An 18,682-nucleotide genomic window follows, 5' to 3' on the forward strand; every position below is an offset into this window, starting at 1 on the left:
GGGGTTCGAACCCCTCAGCCTCCACCATATATACACCTTTTAATGACGCGGGGTGGAGCAGTTCGGTAGCTCGTCGGGCTCATAACCCGAAGGTCACAGGTTCAAATCCTGTCCCCGCAACCAATTTATATCACTTATAGTGATCATACCTTATGGAACTGTGGTGTAGAGGCCTAACATGCCTGCCTGTCACGCAGGAGATCGCGGGTTCGAATCCCGTCAGTTCCGCCATTATTTACAAGCTTCAGGGATAAGATGAGTATCCGATATGGGTTTCGTCGAAGTTCGCGAAGAACTAAGGCTCGGTAGCTCAGTCGGTAGAGCAGAGGACTGAAAATCCTCGTGTCGGCGGTTCGATTCCGTCCCGAGCCACCATGTAATTTTATAATTGTGTATGCCGGTGTAGCTCAATTGGTAGAGCAACTGACTTGTAATCAGTAGGTTGGGGGTTCAAGTCCTCTCGCCGGCACCATTATGGAGGATTAGTGAAGTGGCTAAACACGGCAGACTGTAAATCTGCTCTCTTCGAGTTCGGTGGTTCGAATCCATCATCCTCCACCAGTTTTTAGGGGCATAGTTTAAAGGTAGAACAACGGTCTCCAAAACCGTTGGTGTGGGTTCAATTCCTGCTGCCCCTGCCATTGAATACTTATAATGAACTTGGCGATCGTGGCGAAGGGGTTAACGCACCGGATTGTGGTTCCGGCATTCGTGGGTTCGAGACCCATCGGTCGCCCATTACTTCATTATGATTATTCTCTAGAAAAAACTATTACATTATGGCGATCGTGGCGAAGGGGTTAACGCACCGGATTGTGGTTCCGGCATTCGTGGGTTCGAGACCCATCGGTCGCCCCATAGTTTTTTAAAAAATGTTGGGGATTAGCCAAGCGGTAAGGCAACGGACTTTGACTCCGTCATGCATAGGTTCGAATCCTATATCCCCAGCCATTGATTTTTTAATAAGCGGACGTGGCTCAGCGGTAGAGCATCGCCTTGCCAAGGCGAGGGTCGCGGGTTCGATTCCCGTCGTCCGCTCCATTTTTGTTTCTGGCGCCATAGCCAAGTGGTAAGGCACAGCTCTGCAAAAGCTTTATCCCCAGTTCGAATCTGGGTGGCGCCTCCATTACAAACTTATGTGCCCTTAGCTCAGCTGGATAGAGCGTTTGACTACGAATCAAAAGGTCAGGAGTTCGAATCTCTTAGGGCACGCCATCAGTAAGCCGGTGTGGCGGAATTGGCAGACGCGCGCGACTCAAAATCGTGAGGGAAACCGTGGGGGTTCGAGTCCCTTCACCGGCATCATCAAAAGGAATGCAGACTATAAACGTCTGCATTCCTTTTTTCGTATTGATCTTTTGTTAGGTTAGTTACTCCACGCTAAGCCTCCGTTGCTTTTTATGATAGGGACTGATGTAATGCTCCTCAGTATGTAGGCAGCTCCTGAATTGCACCTAACTGCATGCCTTTAACTGCAAACCTTTAACTGCAAACCTTTAACTGCAAACCTTTAACTGCAAACCTTTAACTCCCCCTTTTTAATACACTATCGTATTTCTTTACGTGGTATTAATCCCCTCACTAATCCGGGACACGTTTAATTCCAGTGCTTTCAATCAAATGAATATCTTTGATTTTCTTACAAGGCCTTTGTAAATCAGGACATATTACGCGACCCGCGGTATAGATCCTTTCTAAACCGACACTTTTAGCACTGCTCTAAGGTAATCAGACAGCAGTAGAGCTATGCTCTCGATGGTAATGATACATCCCATGGAATGAGCTGAGAGCAGATCTAGTGTAAGGGTTGGACGCAGGTCTGTAGGTGGCCCCGACTTAGGTCTAGGTTCAAAAACCGTCCGCAGGCCGTTTTAGTTCATCTTGAAATTACCTAGAATAGAGTCATAAGGTTGAACAAAAGAAACAACAATCAAATAACAGAAAGGCGGTGCATAAATGAGGAATTCAAAAGGAAATGGAATAAGTATCCTGTTGATTGGTTTAGGGATATTGGTTCTCCTGGGAATATTCGGTCCTCTGCTCGGATGGTTGTTCAGTCTTCTAATTCCAGTGCTGATGGTCGCTTTGGGATATTACGGGATCCGTAGAGGAAATACCTTAATCGGGTGGATTATTCTCGGTATCGGTGTGATCTGGTTGATGGGTAAACTCTCCTGGTTGATCGGTCCGATCTTTGGAATCATCTTAATCATCTACGGGGTGTCCAGATTGAAGAATGGCAGACCACGTTACTGATATAACACAATAATGAATGGCAGGCATAAACAGCCAGATAATGATCGCGATAGAAGAGGAGGACTAAGCCAATATGAGTGTTTTCCGGCGGATAAGAGACATAACCGTTGCAACATTGAATGAAAAGCTTGAACAGAGCCAGGATCCGGTTCGTTTGATCGACCAGTTCCTTCATTCAACCAGACAGGACATTGCAGAAGCAGAGAAACTGCAGCAGCAATGCCAAGTACATTCCAGACAGCTGAAACAGCAGGTGGATCAAGCAGAAACCATGCGCTATAAACGTGAAGAGCAGGCATTGCTCGCACTGAAGGCCGGTGAAGATCATCTTGCCAAACTTGCATTGCAGGAAAAGTTGATCTATGAGGAAAAAATTGAGCAGTACCAAGGCCTGTTATCCTCAAGCCTGGAGTCGCTGAAAGAAATCGATGAACAGCTCGGCGAGCTGCGCATGGAATATCAGACGGTGTACAGCAAACGGCAATATTACGTTGCCCGGGTCGAGACCCTTCGTCTTCAACAGAAAATGAATGAACGTACGGGATCCTACGGCGGCGGTCAAGATGTACCCAAGATGTTCAATCGCCTAGAAGATCGCATCAGTGATTGGGAATTGGAAGCCAGAAGCCTTCGCGATTTACGGCGCATGGGGCAAGAATACATGAATCAGGCTGGTGAATCGGTCTCCACTGTATTGGAAAAGGAACTTGCCCGCTTGAAGCAAAAGCTGAATAACAGCGGAAAGGAGTAAACATGACTAGATTGTACCGTTCCACCCGCGACAAAATGTTCACAGGGTTGATCGGCGGTATATCCGATTATTTCGGAGTCGAATCGACCCTACTCAGAATCATATTTGTAATCAGTATCTTTTTTACAGGCGGTACAACGCTCTTAATATATCTGATTGCATCCCTAGTAGTTCCCAAAGAACCGTATTATCACGATCCGTACGGACCACCACGGGGAAGACAGGGCGGCGGATATCGTTACAACGATAATCCAGGACCAGGTCCAGGCTACAATGGTTACAACGACGGTTATGGACGCCAAGGCTATCCTAATGAACATGGGATCTTTGGTCCGAAATATGACCGCTCTGGGCGTCCGGATGGAGGACATGGCGCAAGAAACAACGCGTCCCAGGATTCCGATCTGGATGCAATGATGAAGGATATCGAGAAGAAGGCAATGCAGAAAGAAATTGAAGAACTTAAGAAAAAACTTTCGGACTATGAGAAGGGAGATAAATAACATGGGAGTATTTAAAAGACTTAAAGATATGACAAAGGCATCGGTGAATGAACTGCTGGATAAAGTAGAGGATCCGATCGTAATGTTGAATCAGTACCTGCGCGATATGGAGGCAGAAATTCATGAAGCAGAGGTAACGGTTGCGAAGCAAATGGCTAACGAGCGCCGCATGAAGCAGCGTGTGGATGAGGCAGTAAAAATGGCTGCACAACGCGAAGCACAAGCTGAATTGGCTCTGAAAAACGGTCAAGAAGAAGTGGCTCGCAAGCTGCTTGAAGAAAAAATTTATTTCGATCAAAAAGAAACCGAGTATGTGGAGCTGCACCTGCAATCCGAGGCTCAAGCGAAAGAGCTTGTCGCTCAGCTGCATGAAATGAAAGACGAGTTCTACAAAATGCGTAACAAGCGCAATGAGCTCGTAGCCCGCGCTCAAATGGCTAAAGCGAAGAAACAGATGTCTCAAGTGAGCAGCCTGCACACGATTGAAAGCGGCAGTGCTTCGATGGGCTTCCACCGTATGGAGGAAAAAATTATGCAGTTGGAAGCAGAAGCTGATGTGCTCCGTGCACCATACCGTCCTAACAATGCTGTATACACCAGCCCGGTGGATGCTGAGAAGCAGTTGAAGGTGGATGAGCAGCTGCAAGCTTTGAAAAACAAAATGGGTAATTCCTCAAAGTCAGAGTAATTGCTTAACAAGTTAGCAAAATAAGTACAAACCATATTCGAAATCCATGTTCATATGATATGCTATACGGTATGATAGTTGTCCGAATAGTACAGGTAAAGCCATACAGTGTGGAGTGTCACACTGATATGGCTTTTCCGAGCTTATATCTTGGTCATCAAGGAGGTGCGACATGGACAGAAACCGCTGGATTGCAGTTGGTTTAATGAGCTTGGGATTCATTATGCTTTTCGGCCGATGGTTTGGTTTCTTCACCATTGTCGCCCTGCTGCTCATGTTTGCAGGTGTCCTTCAGATCAGGGAAAGTCACGTGAAGAAGGGATACATTCTGCTCGGAGTAGGTGCCGTGATGCTGCTGCTGGAGCATCTCATGCTGATTATCGGCATCAGCTTGATTTCGCTAGGTATTTTTTATGGTAAGTCCAAACGGGCTCATACAACAACAGGATACATTCAGAAGCAGAACTTTATGTCCAACTTTGATTGGGACCGTGCACCGTGGGTGATGCGAAGTCTGAGTGTGTGGCATGTGCTTGGAGAGGCGGATGTGGACCTATCGCTTGCGCTTCCTGAGGAACGCCAAACCGTCCTGATGTTCCACGGAATGCTGGGCGATATTGATCTGATGATTCCTGACTATTATGGGGTGGAGATCGAAGCATCGATACTGTTTGGCTCCATTCATATGGACGATAGGAAGGAAACCGGCATCCTCAATCGAGTTCGATATAAATCGCCTAATTATGAGGCAAGTGAGTATAAGGTGAAATTCATTGTTTCTTATTTAGGCGGGGATTTGAATATAAGAATGACCTAATAAATGCAGAAGCATTGTTTTGTTTAAACCATTCAGGAGGGTTGCCCCGTGGAAACAGAAAAGAAAGCAAATATGATTACCCGACATATGCGCGAGGGGACCCTTCTTGGATTGGTTGTCATGCTCGTTGTTCTTTATTTATTATATACATATGGTTATCTTAAGCCGTTTGATTCGTGGAAGAACCGGATCGAAGCCGGCATTACTCTGGTACTGCTGCCGATTGGACTTGGAGCCATTTATGGATTCTTTCAAGGATATCGGGTAAAGCGCCGGGTCGATCTTGTAAGGGAAACACTGGTAAACTGGGAAAAAGGCAGCCTAACGGACGTAATGCCCGATATCGGTGAAGATGAAGTGGGCAGGCTCGGCGAGCAGCTGGTTAAGATCAGCAAACGCTGGGAGGATCAAGTATCTTCCCTGCAGCGACTGTCTACGAACAATGCGCAGCTTGCAGAGCAAGCCAGAGTCACGGCGATTGTAGAAGAGCGGCAGCGTCTGGCACGCGAGCTTCATGATGCGGTTTCTCAGCAGCTGTTTGCGATCTCGATGACCGCAACAGCCGTAGGAAGAACGCTGGATAAGGATTTTGACAAAGCACAGCGTCAGGTCGCGCTGATTGAGGAAATGTCGGCCGTTGCACAGTCGGAGATGAGAGCACTGCTTCTTCATTTGCGGCCGGTCTATCTCGAAGGAAAAGCGCTTGAGCAAGGACTGAAGGATCTGATCAAGGAACTGCGGATCAAAGTACCCATGGAAATTACGTTTGAGATGGACGATGACATACATTTGCTAAAAGGGATCGAGAATCATCTGTTCCGTATCGTTCAGGAGGCGATGTCGAATACACTTCGGCACTCCAAGGCGGAGAAGATGGATATCCGCATTCATCGTAAGCAGAATACCGTTCGGGTGATGCTGCGGGACGACGGGATCGGATTCGAGTTGGATGACAAGAAACAAACTTCCTACGGTCTGTCCACGATGCAGGAACGGGTAACGGAGATCGGGGGCTCGGTACAATTCATAACAGCACCAGGTAAAGGGACGCGAATTGAGATTGTTGTGCCGCTCATAAATGACGAACGTAAACGGGGGGATGGAGATGGAAACACCGATTAAGGTGCTGCTGGTGGATGATCATGAGATGGTTCGGATCGGTTTGGCGGCCGTTCTGGGTACAGAGGATGGCATCGAGGTGGTTGGTGAAGCCGGCAGCGGCGAGGAAGGGATACGCTTAGCCCAGGAATATCATCCAGATGTGGTGCTCATGGACTTGGTGATGGACGGAATGGACGGGATCGAGACGACGCGTCAATTGATGAATCAGTTCCCGAATCTTAAGGTTATTGTACTGACCAGCTATCTGGACGATGAGAAGATGTATCCGGTTATCGAAGCAGGCGCCTTCAGTTACTTGTTAAAGACTTCCCGCGCTTCAGAAGTAGCCGATGCGATACGTGCAGCCGCACGGGGGCAGTCGGTACTCGAGTCGCAGGTGGCCTCCAAGATGATGAATCGCTTCCGGCATCCGCAAAATGAAGCACCGGCCCATAACGACCTCACGGATCGTGAGATGGAAGTGCTGCGATTGGTGGCCCAGGGCAAGTCGAATCAGGATATTGCTGATGATTTGATTATAGGCATCAAAACTGTGAAGTTTCATGTGACTAATATTTTGGGCAAGCTGGGTGTAGAAGATCGTACCCAGGCGGCCATATATGCATATAAGAACGGGTTGGCTGAGTAAGAACGGCCGGCTCTTTTTTTATAGATATAGAATTTATTAGTTATCAACAGGCTGATGAATTTAATGGCGAGAGGCGCATTTTTCAAGTTGGGTGTATAAATCCGCTGTGACGAGGCTATCCTTTTAGTAGATTGATAGATTCGTACGGGGAGGCGTGGCTGACGATGCGGAAGATGCAATTACAGATTATTGTGATGATGTTGTTGCTGTGTGGAGCGGCAGGTGTCATGGCGGGTTTTGCAGGAACAACGAAGGACAATATGGGCGTAACGGTTCCGCAAGCAAAAGCAGTCTCAACCTCGGCAGGATGGGAAGCAGCAGGTGTGGCAGCAAAAAGTGATCTGGAGCTCCTTGTCGATCTGGGGGAGGAACACATGGACCCTTCGGCTCTCTTAACGGTAAAAATTCAAGGAGAAATCATAAATACCGTATCTGCGGATCAAGCTAAGATGCTTGCGGATCAGTTAGCGGGAGCTATTGGGCTGTCAGAGGTCACTACGGCTCGACTTCATGGAAACGAAGTATTCCATGCTGAAGCGAAGGTTTCCGGTGTATCTGCGCAGCTGGATTGGGCGCTCAGCGAGGAGGGTAGCAGTTACATCAGAGTGATGCTTATTGGAGAGGCAGCAGAGCAGACCACGGAGATGATGACGATGCAGCAGAACATCCAGGATGAGATGAATCAGGCAGGCATTGCCAACACATGGAATGCGGCCATTCAGGGGTATGCATTGAAAACAAGGGGTGTCGAGGAGACGATGAATCAGGTAGAAGAATCCATATCCGCTGAACTTCCTATTCGCTCGGTTGAAGATTATGCGGATGACACAACTTTGAGTCGTTCATATGAGGCTCCTTCCTTGGATGCTTTCGTGATGAGTGGCAGCACACCCATTCATATGCAGATGGCGGTGCATGAAGATTCGGTGAAGAAAAGTAATAGAATAACGATCGGATTTCCCGTCATTACAATAGAGTACTGAAAATGATTTCTGAAACTCCGATGAAAAAATGTGGAATGAGATAGCATACTTTATATGAATATGCTAAAATGTCATCACATCGTGTTAAGTTCCGATGCATAAAAATACACTATAATTCATAGAAAGAATGAGGAGCCATGGCTGAAAATCAAAATCTAGATACATTGAAGACACCGGGAGCGGTATTTTTCATCTTTGGAGCGACCGGTGATTTGGCAAGACGTAAGTTGTTTCCGGCGATCTACAGTCTTTATCGTGAAGGGAAACTGGATGAGGATTTTGCGGTAATCGGCGTGGCGCGGCGTCCGCGCACCCAGGAAGAGTTCCGCGAGGACGTTTATCGTTCGATTCAGGAATTCTGCCGATACAGTTCGGAACAGGATAGTGAATGGCATGCATTTGCACAGCATTTTGAATATAAATCTTTAGATATTAACAATATTGACGGTTTCCGTGAGCTTCGTGAACAAACAGAGCAGTTGGAGACGAAATTTAATATACCGGGTAATCGCTTGTTCTATCTGGCGCTTGCACCGGAATTGTTCGGCAGCGTATCGTTTAACCTGATGAAGGGCGGTATGCTGGACGGAGAAGGCTGGAACCGTCTGGTGATCGAGAAGCCTTTTGGCTACGATCTGGAGTCGGCTGCCAAGCTGAACGAAGAGATCCGCAAGGTGTTTAAGGAAGAGGAGATTTATCGAATCGACCACTATCTGGGCAAGGAAATGGTACAGAACATCGAAGTTATGCGTTTTGCGAATGCTTTCTTTGAGCCGCTCTGGAACAACAAGCATATTGCGAACATCCAAATTACGCTTGGCGAAACGGTTGGCGTAGAGGAGCGGGGAGGATATTACGACCATGCCGGCGCACTGAGGGATATGGGACAAAACCATATGCTGCAGTTGCTGACCATGATTGCAATGGAGCCGCCTAGCCGTCTGCTCGCGGAGGATATCCGCGACGAGAAGGTGAAGGTACTTCGTTCCCTGCGTCCATATGCCTCACATGAAGAGGTGAAGAACAACGTTGTCCGTGGCCAATATACCCACGGCTCCGCAGGCGGCAAAGATCTGCCGGCTTACCGTGAAGAGGACAAGGTTAATCCGGAATCCAATACAGAAACCTATTTTGCGGCCAGAGTATTCGTGGATAACTTCCGTTGGGCGGGCGTACCGTTCTATATCCGTACAGGCAAACGCCTGCCAGTCAAAACAACCGAGGTTGTTGTCGAGTTCAAACGGATGCCAACAAATGTATATTTGGGACAGAAGCATTCTCTGGAACCTAACTTACTCGTTATCCGCGTCAACCCGATGGAAGGCATTTACGTGAAGATTAACGCCAAGAAGCCAGGTTCGGAGTCGGAGATCGCTCCTGTAGCGATGGACTTCTGTCAAAGCTGCATCGTGGGAATCAATTCGCCTGAAGCTTATGAGCGTCTGCTGCATGATGCAGCCCGCGGTGATTCCACCTACTTTACGCGCTGGGATGAAGTGGCTTCAGCCTGGTCCTTCGTGGATCGAATCGCAAACGCCTGGAGAGAGAACCAAGGGGAGCTGGAATCATATCCTGCAGGTTCTTGGGGACCAAAGAGGGCGGATGAGCTTCTGGAAGAAGACGGATTCCACTGGTGGCCCGTTAATGGTCAACTCGAGGATAACGTTGTGTGGTTGAAAAACTAACCAATTTCTAAAATTTACGTGATAAAAATCATCCTCATGCGCACCGCGTATGGGGATGATTTGCGTATTAATTGTGGTACAATGATATACATGACTTTAGTTACGAAGGGATAAGTGAAATGGCAAAGCTAATAGATGAACTGCAGCAGGAAGTGGATAAGCGACGTACGTTTGCGATTATTTCCCACCCTGACGCCGGTAAAACAACACTGACCGAGAAGCTGCTCTTGTTCGGGGGCGCCATTCGTCTGGCTGGATCGGTTAAGGCTCGTAAAGCGAGCAAGCATGCAACGAGTGACTGGATGGAGATCGAGAAGCAGCGCGGGATCTCGGTTACCTCGTCTGTTATGCAATTTGATTATTTAGGGCATCGAATTAACATATTGGATACGCCAGGTCACCAAGACTTTAGTGAAGACACCTATCGTACGTTGACGGCCGCAGACAGCGCAGTCATGTTGATTGACGTTGCCAAAGGGGTCGAGGCTCAGACCATTAAGCTGTTTCAGGTCTGTGCCAAGCGGGGCATTCCCATCTTTACGTTTATTAACAAGCTCGACCGAGAAGGACGCAGTCCGTTCGATCTCATGGAAGAGCTGGAGCAGGTGCTCGGAATCCGTTCTGTACCCATGAACTGGCCGATCGGATCTGGACGCGATCTGTGCGGTGTATACGACAGGGTTAAGAATCAGGTTGAATTGTTTCAGGGAGACGACCATTCCAAGATTAAAGTACAGAAGGTCGAAGGCTATGAGGACCCGCTGATTCGTGAGATGGCCGGTGATTACCTGCATGATCAATTGTGCCAGGACCTGGAGCTTCTGGATGTCGCTGGCGACCAATTTGATCTGGAGAAAGTTATGCAAGGTCAGCTGACGCCCGTATTTTTTGGAAGCGCGATTAACAATTTCGGTGTTCAGACTTTCCTGGAGAACTTTCTTCAGCTTGCGCCGAAGCCGGAGCCGCGCCGCAGCACGGAGGGTGTGGTGGAACCGACCGACGAGAAGTTCTCCGGGTACGTATTCAAGATCCAAGCCAATATGAATCCGGCTCACCGGGATCGTATCGCTTTTCTGCGAATTGTGTCGGGTAAGTTCGAGCGCGGCATGAGTGTGAAACACGTTCGCGTAGGCAAGGAAATCAAGCTGTCGCAGCCGCAGCAGTTCCTGGCGCAGGATCGAGATATTGTGCAGGAGGCTTATCCTGGCGATATCATCGGTCTGTTTGACCCGGGCATTTTCCGTATCGGAGATTCCCTCAGTCAAGGACGAGAAGTGGTGTTCGATGAGCTGCCAACGTTCTCCCCAGAGATTTTTGCGAAAGTAACGGTGAAGAACGCGCTCAAGCATAAGCAGTATCAAAAGGGGATTGACCAGCTGACGGAGGAGGGAACCATTCAGGTATTCCGTACCGTTAGCTTCGACGAAACAATCCTCGGGGTTGTAGGTCAGCTCCAGTTCGAGGTATTCGAATACCGGATGAAGGGTGAATATGGTGTCGATGTCCAGCTTCAGCGGATGCCGTATCAGTTCGCACGCTGGATTGTGGATGAGACCATTGATCCGTCCAAGTTCCGGATAAATTCAACGCTCGTGAAAGACAAGAAGGATAATTATGTTGTCCTGTTCGAGAATGAGTACGCAATGAGAACGGCAATCGATAAAAATCCAACCGCGAAGTTTCTAGAAACGGCTCCGTAAGTTGTAGATCGTAATGCGGTACATGAAAACAATCCCCCAGCTATGACGGCTTAGGGGATTGTTTTTTTTGTTGACCTTGGGTTTATCCTTGCAGGTTGCCGGGGGTAACGGTTTTCAAATGGTCGTGAAGGGAAGTGACAAGGCTGTTCTGCTGCGAAGCATCCATGTCTTTCCACATCATTTCAAACATCACACCGAGTCCCGGTAGCGCGGCTTCAGGCCCGTCAACGGAACCCTCGATCATGGAGCGCAGCTCTTCTTCGTCCTGGTTGTGGACTTTATGAATGACGGCCTGCCTTAGATCTAACAATATGGACATGGAAATGTTCCTCCTTGTTATGAAAGGGTCATTGTGTAATGTACCCGTTAAGCGGCCGTTACATTCAAGTATTCGGGACAGTATGATATACTGATATCATTCATATTAGGAAATGGACCTAGGCTCGTGGAGGGGTATATATATGGCTAAGAAGCAGTACGCAGTAATCGGTATGGGGCGTTTTGGCACAAGTGTTGCCAAGGAATTAAGCAGCATGGGATTTGACGTATTAGCCGTCGATGCGAGCGAACAGCGCATACAGGAAATCGCGAATTTGGTCACTCATGCCGTATCGGCAGATTCGACGGATGAAGACGCGCTTCGGGCGCTGGGCATTCGGAATTTTGACGTGGTGGTTGTGGCAATTGGCGAGGATATTCAATCCAGCATTTTGACTACGCTGATTCTGAAGGATCTTGGTGTACCGGCCATTATCGTCAAAGCGAAAAACGAGCTGCATGGTAAAGTCCTTAACAAAATCGGTGCGGACAAGGTGATATTCCCGGAACGGGACATGGGGCTTCGGGTTGCCCATCATTTGGTGTCACCGAACATTTTGGACTATATTGATTTATCGGACGACTACAGTATTATGGAGATGCTCGCTACCGGAGATCTGATCGGTCATAATCTGAGGGAGCTTGATATTCGGGCACGTTTTGGCTGCAATGTCATGGCGATCCGAAGTGACGCGGATATGAACATCTCGCCGAGTCCCGATGACCGGATAGAGGACGGCGATATTCTTGTTATCGTTGGGCATAAGAACGATTTGACAAAGCTGGAGCTTGCTTATCCGAAATGACGTCGGTAATGTGAATTTTTGTGAATGTAGTATCAGGTTGAGTGGAACTCAGCGATGTATATAAGCAAAGAACGGATGGATTAAGAATGGAGATACTATCGCCGCAGAATGCCAGGGTAAAGGGCTGGGCACAGCTGCAGGAGAAGAAACATCGAGATAAGCAAAACAAGTACGTGGTTGAAGGTATCCATCTTGTGCAGGAGGCCTTGTCATCCGGTGCGGATATCGAGTGTATAGCTTATGATATGGATAAAGGTATCCCCCTTGAACTCCGTCAAATTCCAGATAGGGGTCAAGGCGCCGAATGGATTGGCGTATCCCATGCGGTGATATCAAAAGTCAGTGATACTCCGTCCCCGCAGCCGGTGTTTGCCGTTGTTCGGAAGGAAGCGCGTCAATGGCAGGACTTGATCATGCGCGAGAACGGATTGGTCATTGTTCTGGACGGTCTTCAGGACCCAGGCAACGTGGGAACTATTATACGGGGGGCGGACGCCGTAGGTGCTGCTGGCGTTATACTAGGACGCGGCTGCGCAGATTTGTATAACCCCAAGACGTTGCGCTCTACCATGGGCTCCCTGTTTCATCTGCCGGTGCTGGAGGGCGAGCTGCTGAGCATTTTGCCGGAGGCTCGAGAGCGAGGAGCCCGATTGGTGACAACCATGCTGGAAGGGAAGCGTTCCTGCTTCGAGTATGATTTCAGAGGGACAAGCTGGATTGTAATTGGAAGCGAAGGCCGTGGTGTCTCGCCTGAGGTTGCGGCTATCGTGGATGACGCGATCCGTATCCCGATGCCGGGTCAAGCGGAATCGCTGAATGCAGCCATGGCGGCGTCTGTGCTCATGTACGAGGCACTGCGGCAAAGACATTACGCAGACACAGGTCAATAGCAGATAGGGTCTTCTTCTGGGCGGGAAAGTGATTAGGTATCGTTGCTGATCATTTTCCGGCCTTTTTAAGTTATTTTTGAGAAAATGGAAAATCTAACGGGAGAGGTAGAAAGGAGTTTATTCCAATGTATGAGCAAAAAACGAAAGAGACAGATAACAGCGTGGTGGAGTTTATCGAGCAGGTGGATTCCCCTAAAAAGCGTGAGGATGCTTATCGCTTACTTGATATTTTCGAGGAAACGAGCGGCTTTCCAGCCAAGATGTGGGGACCCAGCATCATCGGTTATGGCTCATACCATTATCGTTATGCATCCGGTCACGAGGGAGATGCGCCGCTGGTTGGGTTTTCTCCCCGAAAAGCGAAAATCAGCCTGTATTTTGCCCCTGGTGATGATAAACGGGAGGAGCTGCTGAAGAATTTCGGCAAGCATACAGCAGGCAAAGGGTGTGTGTACATTAACAAAATCGCGGATATTGACGTTGAGGTGCTGAAGCAGCTCATTCGAGAATCCATTGTCTTTTTGAACGAAACCTACCCGGATCAACATCAGGAGGATAATATTGGTATTTGACGCGAAACCTATTGGTATCATATTATGTTAAAAGGGAAACCAAATGGTTTCATAATTCAAACATAAGTGAGGTATCATTTTGCCATGGACAACCCATCAAACGGCAAGCTGCCGGATATTCGCCATACCCTTGTACTTCAAGCGCCGATCGAAAAGGTGTGGAAGGCTGTATCCACCTCGGAAGGCATTGCGGCTTGGTTTATGCCAAACAACTTTGAACCGGTGGAGGGCTTTGAGTTTGAGCTGAATGCAGGTCCATTCGGGAATTCACCCTGCAAGGTTACAATCATTGATGAGCCCAACCGTCTGTCTTTCAACTGGGGGAAGGATTGGAGCGTTACATTTGAACTGGTACAGCAAGGAGATCATACGGAATTCACGCTCATCCACGGCGGCTGGACAGCGGATCAAGTCACCGAGTTCGGAGAAGCTCACGATATTGTACGTGGCCGTATGGACGGCGGATGGGCAGGAATTGTTCAGAAGCTTGCCAGATACGTGGTTTAATCCATGTCTCAAGCTGCTGCAAAGCATGATGTTTATCAAGCCATTGCAGATCCCACGCGCCGCAAACTGCTTGGTTTGTTAAGCGATAAGGAATTGCCGGTTAAGGAAATCTCGGGGCATTTTCCAATGACGCGTACCGCCGTGTCCAAACATCTACGAATTCTGGGGGAAGCGGGGCTCGTGCAGGAACGCAAGGTTGGACGCGAGACCCGCTATCGCCTGGATGCCGAACCGCTGAAGGAATTAAAGGATTGGCTCGCTTACTTTGATCGTTTCTGGGAAAATAAACTGTCGATGCTGAAGCATTACGTAGAAGAAGAGGAAGTTCGATCCCATAAGGAAGAGTAAGGATAACCTATCCTTGCTCTTCTTTTTTGCCGTTTGTCCGCATACCCTCTATACAGGAGAGCTTGCCATGGTAAACATGCTCCTCGGGGCGTAAATAGGGGGGACCAAGCATGAGACGAAAGAGATGGGGAAGCAGACGTATATCCTTTCCGTCCCTGTCATGGCCCAGACCAAGGAGGGCTTATAAACCACCACGCAGAGGCTTTAGGCCCGTACCTCAGAGCCGGGGCCGTCCTCAGGCTGCCAAACGGCGCAGCATGAAAAAATGGTGGCTGATCGGTGCTCTGCTCCTTGTGTTTGGGATCGTTGAGTTTTTTATGTATATTGAACAGAATCTGCGTCCGCCAATCATGCATCTTGCGCAAATCAGGGTGAAGCAGATTGCCACCGAAGCGATTAACAAAGCGATCACATCACAGGTGACCCAAGGCAAGGATTTTGATAACCTGGTTAACTGGAAAACGGATAGCAACGGCAAAGTGACGGGATTCATGCTGAATTACGCCGAGCATCTGAAGATTACGTCCCATACAACCGAGGTTGTTCAGAAGACACTGGACGACATCCATAAGCGCAAGGAACAGATTCCACTGGGCCAGGTGATGAAGAGTCCAATCATCGCTTCATTCGGTCCGCAAATCCCATTAAAGATCGAACCGCAGGGAGCGGTAAAGGTTCAGTTGGATACTAGGCAGCAGGGAGCCGGTATTAATATGATACTGGTGGAGGTATTTGTTCATATTGTAACTGAAGTGGCGGTAGTTGTTCCTTTTGACATGGAGCCGCAGATTGTGGAGGCCGATATTCCCATCTCCTATCTGCTCGTGGTCGGCGATGTGCCGATGTATTATTATGATGGTCAGGGAAAGGCTGTTGGTGAGAATAAAGCTAGCGCGCCAAGCATAGCGATTCCGCCACCAGTGACGAATGAGAACAATCATAACTCGCAGCAGGAAACCCCACCGGCAGCAATTCCCGGAAATCCGGTTGAGGGAAGCGATGTGCCCATTATTCCTCCTCCTTCGTCCGGTGGCGTAAGCTCAGGACAACAAGAGGGGACAGGGATCGGGGATTAAGCATTGGGGGTTAGATTAGGGATTAGCCTATTATTCGGAATACCTACCTGGGTTTGTACTCGAGTCGGACCGTGTGATTGAATCAGTTGAGCAGTTGATGTCATTGAACGAAAAAAACGCGCCCTGAGCTAAGCTCAGGAGCGCGTCTTTTTCTTGGTTCGTCTTTCTTCTGTTTCCCAATGCTTCAGCAGCGGGTAAGGATCGAATGCCCACTCGGTGAGTCCGGTATCCCGGTAAATGCCGTAATGGAGATGAGGAGGAAATTTGCCTTGGGTTCCGGGCTTTCCGTACCCGGAGCTGCCGACCCAGCCCAGGGTTTGCCCCGGCGTCACAACATCCCCAAGCGAAATGCCTTTGTCGAAGCCTTGCAGATGGGCGTAATAGTGGTAATGGTTGTTCAGGTCACGGATGCCGATACGCCAGCCGCCGTATTTATTCCAGCCCTTGATTTCAACAACACCGTAACAGGTACTGCGAACGGGGACTCCATAATGGGCGAACAAGTCGGTTCCTTCATGGACTCTTCTGCCGCCCCAGTTGCGTCCCATTCCGAATGTGCTTCGGTAGGAATAGTCGCTTTGGACAGGCAGAGGAAAGGCATGATCGAACAAATCCAGCTTCCCAAAGGTCTCATACAGCTTGGCATACTGCATCACGCGCTGCACGGCCCGAGTGTTCTGATAGTACGACCACAATCCGATGCTGAAATCATCAGCGGCATGCCCATACGGAGATAGTCTTGTCGCAACCGTATAGAGAAGATCGATATTATTATTGGGGTCTGCCTTGCCATCTCCGTCACCATCCAGACCGATCCCTGAAAACACGCTGATCGACATCGGATCAACATCTTCCTGATTGGGATTTAAGGGACCGGTCCATCTTGTGGGAGGGATGAAGATGCCGATTGTCCGCTCTGGATGCTTGCGATCCTTGGGATGGACCCGGGTAAGTGTTCTTTCATACTGGTCGATGGCCGCAAGGCGATACCATGGAATCTGGGTCACGGTAGCAACCTGGTCGTACAACGATTTCCGATCAGCAAAAATGGCTGCGGCATCGATGCTTTCTACGGATTCATCGGCTTTGTTTATCGCGATAGAAGCGGATGCAAACACAGGTCCGCACATGCAGCAGGCAGCGGTCACTGCAGCCACTGCTGCAGTGGTCCAGCGATAATAGATGCCGCTGCGGCTCAATGGTTGTAATATCCTCAATGTGTCCTTCTCCTCCTTCTAGATTGTCATAATTAAGGACGGACAGTCATGCCTACACTGTAGGGTGAATCGAAATAAGGATTTTTATCCATGCCGCAAGTAGATTAATCTCATATCGATGCGAAACAAGTAATATGATGGTTTTCATGATATAATATGGGACAGTAAACGATGGGTTATGTCTTGCGTTATATCATTACAATTCGAAAGAAGGTTTTTTCTTTGTCTAAAACCAAACAGCCAAAACCTGACTGGATTCGAATCAAGCTGACTACTGGCGATAATTATAAAGAAATCAAAAGCATGATGCGATCCAAGACGCTGCATACGGTGTGTGAAGAGGCTCGCTGTCCAAATATTTACGAATGTTGGGCAAACCGCACGGCAACCTTCATGATTTTGGGCGATATCTGCACCCGTGCATGCCGATTCTGTGCCGTGAATACAGGGCTCCCAACAGAGCTGGATCTGCAGGAGCCGGAACGCGTAGCGGAAGCAGCAGAACAGATGAACCTGCGCCACTGCGTAGTAACAAGCGTGGCCCGCGATGATCTGAAGGATGGCGGAGCATACATATTTGCAGAAACCGTGAAAGCCATTCGCAGACGTTTGCCGTTATGCTCCGTGGAAGTGCTGATTCCCGACTTCATGGGAAGTGAGGAAGCACTGAAGATCGTCATGGATGTGAAGCCGGACATTCTGAACCATAACATTGAAACGGTAGAAAGAATGTCGGATCGGGTCCGTGCAAAAGCCAAGTATGAACGTTCTCTGCAATTGCTGAAGAATGCCAAAGGGATGCAGCCTGATATTCCAACCAAGTCCAGCATCATGCTGGGTGTTGGGGAGCAATGGCATGAGATCCTGGAGGCTATGGATGATCTGCGGTCCGTTGGCTGCGATATTATGACGATTGGACAATACTTGCAGCCTTCACCGAAACATCTGAATGTGGATAAGTACTATACGCCTGAAGAGTTTGCTATCTTGAAGGAAGAAGGAATGAAACGTGGATTCAGTCACGTGGAGTCCGGACCGCTTGTGCGCAGCTCTTATCACGCCCATGAGCAAGTGAAATCTGCGGAACGCAACAAGGAAGAGACTGTACAGTCTTAACCTTTGGAAAGGCAGGGGAAGCTTTCAATGATCGTTATCGGAAATAAAAGTTATGAAGTGTTAAAGGACCATCGAAACGGCTGGAATCCGGAAGCTTTCCGTGAGCGGTACAGCGAGGTGCTGGAACGCTATGACTATATCGTGGGAGACTGGGGTTACAATCAGCTTCGACTTAAGGGTTTCTACCGGGACAACCATCCCAAGGCTGCCAAGGATTCCACCTTCTCCAGCATGTCCGATTACATTAACGAATACTGCAACTTCGGCTGCGCCCACTTTGTGCTGCAGAAATCCAAAGAGCAGAAGGAAGCGAAAGAACGGGATTCCAAAGAGCCTGCAGAGGGTCCCGCATCACCCAAAGAAATTCGGGTAGATGGGGATCCTAAGGGAAACATGGATAACAAAGAAACCAAGGAAATGAAAGAAACACCGCAGGATGCCAATAAGGCAAGCAAGGATAACAAGAACCAGCGCGAGCGACGTGAAGCGAAGGAAGCGAGACGCGAGCAGCGCGATCTTAAGGAATCCAAAGAGAAGGAAGCCAAGCCTTCGAAGGAGCTTAACCCTCCTGCAGAGCAGCACCAATAAAAAAGATCGGTCATCTGGGGACTGACCCCCGTTTGTGAGACAGGGATCAAAACACCTTGCAAGTTTAAGCAGCCAGTTGGCGGAAATGAACCGGCGACTGGTTGTTTAGTT

At 48.7% G+C, this 18,682-nt stretch carries 20 protein-coding genes and 13 tRNA genes; 31 read left to right on the forward strand and 2 right to left on the reverse strand.

Features of this window, described 5'->3' with window-relative positions; genetic code table 11:
- The first annotated feature begins 46 nt into the window (after window positions 1–46).
- The 23 genes from M2277_RS30870 (at window position 47) to M2277_RS30980 (ending at window position 11,133) form a co-directional block, all read left to right on the forward strand.
- A tRNA-Met gene (locus tag M2277_RS30870) sits at window positions 47–123 on the forward strand.
- Between the two features lie 31 nt (window positions 124–154).
- Window positions 155–231, forward strand: a tRNA-Asp gene (locus M2277_RS30875).
- A gap of 68 nt (window positions 232–299) precedes the next feature.
- Window positions 300–375: transfer RNA gene (locus M2277_RS30880), tRNA-Phe, on the forward strand.
- 21 nt (window positions 376–396) lie between these two features.
- Window positions 397–472, forward strand: a tRNA-Thr gene (locus M2277_RS30885).
- 4 nt (window positions 473–476) lie between these two features.
- Window positions 477–561, forward strand: a tRNA-Tyr gene (locus M2277_RS30890).
- A gap of 6 nt (window positions 562–567) precedes the next feature.
- Window positions 568–641, forward strand: a tRNA-Trp gene (locus M2277_RS30895).
- 22 nt (window positions 642–663) lie between these two features.
- Window positions 664–736: transfer RNA gene (locus tag M2277_RS30900), tRNA-His, on the forward strand.
- Window positions 737–782: 46 nt separating this feature from the next.
- A tRNA-His gene (locus M2277_RS30905) sits at window positions 783–858 on the forward strand.
- An 18-nt stretch (window positions 859–876) separates the two neighbouring features.
- Window positions 877–951, forward strand: a tRNA-Gln gene (locus M2277_RS30910).
- A gap of 15 nt (window positions 952–966) precedes the next feature.
- A tRNA-Gly gene (locus M2277_RS30915) sits at window positions 967–1,041 on the forward strand.
- Between the two features lie 11 nt (window positions 1,042–1,052).
- Window positions 1,053–1,126: transfer RNA gene (locus tag M2277_RS30920), tRNA-Cys, on the forward strand.
- 12 nt (window positions 1,127–1,138) lie between these two features.
- Window positions 1,139–1,215, forward strand: a tRNA-Arg gene (locus tag M2277_RS30925).
- 7 nt (window positions 1,216–1,222) lie between these two features.
- Window positions 1,223–1,302: transfer RNA gene (locus M2277_RS30930), tRNA-Leu, on the forward strand.
- A gap of 654 nt (window positions 1,303–1,956) precedes the next feature.
- Window positions 1,957–2,256 (forward strand): hypothetical protein, encoded by a 300-nt coding sequence (locus M2277_RS30935; RefSeq protein WP_006212661.1) that lies wholly within the window; start codon window positions 1,957–1,959, stop codon window positions 2,254–2,256.
- 73 nt (window positions 2,257–2,329) lie between these two features.
- The gene (locus M2277_RS30940; protein ID WP_006212660.1) at window positions 2,330–3,007 is read left to right on the forward strand and encodes a PspA/IM30 family protein; all 678 of its coding nucleotides are present in this window, start codon (window positions 2,330–2,332) and stop codon (window positions 3,005–3,007) included.
- A gap of 2 nt (window positions 3,008–3,009) precedes the next feature.
- Entirely contained in the window at window positions 3,010–3,510 is a 501-nt protein-coding gene (locus M2277_RS30945) for a PspC domain-containing protein (RefSeq protein ID WP_280756362.1), read from the forward strand.
- A gap of 1 nt (window position 3,511) precedes the next feature.
- Window positions 3,512–4,198 carry a PspA/IM30 family protein gene (locus M2277_RS30950; RefSeq protein ID WP_006212658.1) on the forward strand — a complete coding sequence of 229 codons (687 nt, stop codon included), beginning with the start codon at window positions 3,512–3,514 and terminating at the stop codon, window positions 4,196–4,198.
- 172 nt (window positions 4,199–4,370) lie between these two features.
- Window positions 4,371–5,015, forward strand: a complete 645-nt coding sequence (gene liaF, locus M2277_RS30955) for a cell wall-active antibiotics response protein LiaF (protein ID WP_036644772.1) — start codon at window positions 4,371–4,373, stop codon at window positions 5,013–5,015.
- A gap of 48 nt (window positions 5,016–5,063) precedes the next feature.
- Window positions 5,064–6,137 (forward strand): sensor histidine kinase, encoded by a 1,074-nt coding sequence (locus M2277_RS30960; RefSeq protein ID WP_006212656.1) that lies wholly within the window; start codon window positions 5,064–5,066, stop codon window positions 6,135–6,137.
- Complete coding sequence (locus M2277_RS30965) at window positions 6,115–6,765, forward strand: response regulator (RefSeq protein ID WP_036644768.1); 651 nt, start codon at window positions 6,115–6,117, stop codon at window positions 6,763–6,765. The genes M2277_RS30960 and M2277_RS30965 overlap by 23 nt, the downstream gene beginning before the upstream one ends.
- A gap of 164 nt (window positions 6,766–6,929) precedes the next feature.
- Window positions 6,930–7,748, forward strand: coding sequence for a YwmB family TATA-box binding protein (locus tag M2277_RS30970; protein WP_148246478.1), 819 nt, complete (start codon window positions 6,930–6,932; stop codon window positions 7,746–7,748).
- A gap of 137 nt (window positions 7,749–7,885) precedes the next feature.
- Entirely contained in the window at window positions 7,886–9,433 is a 1,548-nt protein-coding gene (gene zwf, locus M2277_RS30975; protein ID WP_036644762.1) for a glucose-6-phosphate dehydrogenase, read from the forward strand.
- Window positions 9,434–9,552: 119 nt separating this feature from the next.
- Window positions 9,553–11,133 carry a peptide chain release factor 3 gene (locus tag M2277_RS30980; RefSeq protein ID WP_006212652.1) on the forward strand — a complete coding sequence of 527 codons (1,581 nt, stop codon included), beginning with the start codon at window positions 9,553–9,555 and terminating at the stop codon, window positions 11,131–11,133.
- A gap of 82 nt (window positions 11,134–11,215) precedes the next feature.
- Here the strand turns inward: M2277_RS30980 and sspI are convergent, their stop codons facing one another.
- Entirely contained in the window at window positions 11,216–11,452 is a 237-nt protein-coding gene (sspI, locus tag M2277_RS30985; protein ID WP_006212651.1) for a small acid-soluble spore protein SspI, read from the reverse strand.
- A 142-nt stretch (window positions 11,453–11,594) separates the two neighbouring features.
- Here sspI and M2277_RS30990 point away from each other — a divergent pair, with 142 nt between their 5' ends.
- From M2277_RS30990 to yunB, 6 genes are all read left to right on the forward strand, one after another.
- A complete protein-coding gene (locus M2277_RS30990; protein ID WP_006212650.1) occupies window positions 11,595–12,257 on the forward strand; it encodes a potassium channel family protein in 663 nt (220 codons plus the stop codon).
- An 86-nt stretch (window positions 12,258–12,343) separates the two neighbouring features.
- Complete coding sequence (locus M2277_RS30995) at window positions 12,344–13,147, forward strand: TrmH family RNA methyltransferase (protein WP_006212649.1); 804 nt, start codon at window positions 12,344–12,346, stop codon at window positions 13,145–13,147.
- Window positions 13,148–13,272: 125 nt separating this feature from the next.
- Window positions 13,273–13,719, forward strand: a complete 447-nt coding sequence (locus M2277_RS31000) for a DUF1801 domain-containing protein (RefSeq protein ID WP_006212648.1) — start codon at window positions 13,273–13,275, stop codon at window positions 13,717–13,719.
- A gap of 84 nt (window positions 13,720–13,803) precedes the next feature.
- The gene (locus M2277_RS31005) at window positions 13,804–14,226 is read left to right on the forward strand and encodes an SRPBCC family protein (RefSeq protein ID WP_006212647.1); all 423 of its coding nucleotides are present in this window, start codon (window positions 13,804–13,806) and stop codon (window positions 14,224–14,226) included.
- A gap of 3 nt (window positions 14,227–14,229) precedes the next feature.
- Window positions 14,230–14,574 carry an ArsR/SmtB family transcription factor gene (locus M2277_RS31010; RefSeq protein ID WP_280756363.1) on the forward strand — a complete coding sequence of 115 codons (345 nt, stop codon included), beginning with the start codon at window positions 14,230–14,232 and terminating at the stop codon, window positions 14,572–14,574.
- 110 nt (window positions 14,575–14,684) lie between these two features.
- Complete coding sequence (gene yunB / locus M2277_RS31015) at window positions 14,685–15,650, forward strand: sporulation protein YunB (protein ID WP_280756364.1); 966 nt, start codon at window positions 14,685–14,687, stop codon at window positions 15,648–15,650.
- A 134-nt stretch (window positions 15,651–15,784) separates the two neighbouring features.
- Here the strand turns inward: yunB and M2277_RS31020 are convergent, their stop codons facing one another.
- Complete coding sequence (locus M2277_RS31020; RefSeq protein WP_280756365.1) at window positions 15,785–16,867, reverse strand: M23 family metallopeptidase; 1,083 nt, start codon at window positions 16,865–16,867, stop codon at window positions 15,785–15,787.
- Between the two features lie 222 nt (window positions 16,868–17,089).
- Between M2277_RS31020 and lipA the strand changes: the two genes are divergently transcribed.
- Window positions 17,090–17,983, forward strand: a complete 894-nt coding sequence (gene lipA / locus M2277_RS31025) for a lipoyl synthase (protein ID WP_120662349.1) — start codon at window positions 17,090–17,092, stop codon at window positions 17,981–17,983.
- Window positions 17,984–18,010: 27 nt separating this feature from the next.
- Window positions 18,011–18,571, forward strand: coding sequence for a YutD family protein (locus M2277_RS31030; protein WP_280756366.1), 561 nt, complete (start codon window positions 18,011–18,013; stop codon window positions 18,569–18,571).
- The last annotated feature ends 111 nt before the right edge of the window (window positions 18,572–18,682 follow it).

Source organism: Paenibacillus sp. LBL, from assembly GCF_029893715.1.
In the GTDB taxonomy this organism is placed as follows: domain Bacteria; phylum Bacillota; class Bacilli; order Paenibacillales; family Paenibacillaceae; genus Paenibacillus_AQ; species Paenibacillus_AQ glucanolyticus.